Origin of the sequence: Burkholderia sp. LMG 13014 (assembly GCF_905232215.1) — a bacterium.
Classification (GTDB): domain Bacteria; phylum Pseudomonadota; class Gammaproteobacteria; order Burkholderiales; family Burkholderiaceae; genus Burkholderia.
On the sequence record NZ_CAJNKE010000968.1, the window covers coordinates 1 to 1451 of the forward strand.

Consider the following 1451-nt stretch of genomic DNA (forward strand, 5'->3'; position numbering starts at 1 on the left):
TGAACTGACCCCAGGAAGTTGGATGGTCGGAACCGACGGTTAAGCTGATGAGGGCTGAGTCCTGTATTGCACGGGACTCAGCCCTTTTAGTTTGGTCTTGATGCGTTGGTGATTGTAGTAGTGGATGTATCGGCGCAAGCCGTCTCGAAGCTGCTCAATGGTAGAGAACGTGTTCAGATAGAAGAACTCCGACTTCAGTGTCCCGAAGAAACTCTCCATCGCGGCATTGTCCAGGCAGTTGCCTTTGCGGGACATGCTTTGGGTTAAGCCGCGAGCGGCGAGTTGCCGTCGATACGCGGGCATCTGGTACTGCCAGCCCTGATCGGAATGGAGAAGCGGTGCATCCAGTGGAGCCAGCTTGACCAAGGCCTTCTTGAGCATGTTCCCCACGAGTCTGAAGTGCGGACGTTTTTGCGTCTCGTAAGCGATGATCTCCCCGTTGTAGAGATCCATGACGGGGGAGAGATAAAGTTTGTCGCCCTGTACATTGAACTCCGTCACGTCGGTAACCCACTTCTGATTCGGCCGTTCGGCACGGAATTGCCGTTCCAGCCGATTCGGCACCTGAGCCAGCTCCCCACGGTAGGAGCGGTATTTCTTGGGCCGCACCAGCGATTTCAACCCAAGTACTTGCATCAAGCGCTGCACGGTCTTGTGATTGATCGCCTGTCCCGCCCGGCGCAGTTCGGCCGTCACGCGTCGGTAGCCATAGCGGCCCTTGTGGCGCTCGTAGATTTTCCGGATGCACACTTTCAGGCTGGCGTACTTATCGCCGGCCATCTGCACTTTGGCTTGATAGTAGAACGTGCTGCGAGCCAGCCCGGCAGCCCTCAGCAGGTCCGATAAATCGTGGTCTTGCCTCAGTTCAAGCACTAGCTGCGCTTTTTCTGCGCAGCGGCCTCTTTGGCCTGAACCAAGGCATTCCATTTTTTTAGGTACGCCACCTCCGCGCGCAGATATTTGAGTTCCGCGAGCAGTGCTTCACGCGTGAGCGTGTCCTCGGTCTCGGTATCTATCGGCTTGGCGGGGGGGGTCGGCGTAGGCATCTTTCTCAAGCGTCCTTTGGGCTTGGGCGCCAATGCGCCCAGACCGCCCTCATGATACTGGCGTTCCCATCGGCTTACCGCATCATTGCCGCGCAGATTGAACAGCGCCGCGGCCTGACGATAAGACAACTGATCGCGCCACATCCTGCGCAGCACCTTGAGCTTGAACGTCGCACTGTATCGGCTGTACTTCTTACGCAGTCCGGCCTCACCATGCTGCTCATGGCTTGAGACCCAGCGCTGCACCGTCCCAGGATGCAGGCCAAACTCCCGCGCGATGCTCTTGTAGCCGTATCGGCCAGACGCGTAGCGCCTCACCACTTCCCGCTTGAATTTCTCGTCGTACTGCGCCATGAAAAACACCCCAAAGGTTGGATTCGCATCCAACTTTTGGGGTGCAGTTCA

The 1451-nt window shown here is 57.4% G+C and carries 1 protein-coding gene; it reads right to left on the reverse strand.

All coding sequences use genetic code 11. The features are described from left to right. Window positions 1-39 precede the first annotated feature (39 nt). Window positions 40-1400, reverse strand: a protein-coding gene (locus JYJ84_RS36605; protein ID WP_175984887.1) for an IS3 family transposase whose coding sequence is annotated in 2 segments (ribosomal slippage) — window positions 40-926 and window positions 926-1400 — 1362 coding nt in all. Because the reading frame shifts where the segments join, the coding sequence is not laid out codon by codon here. Between the last annotated feature and the right edge of the window lie 51 nt (window positions 1401-1451).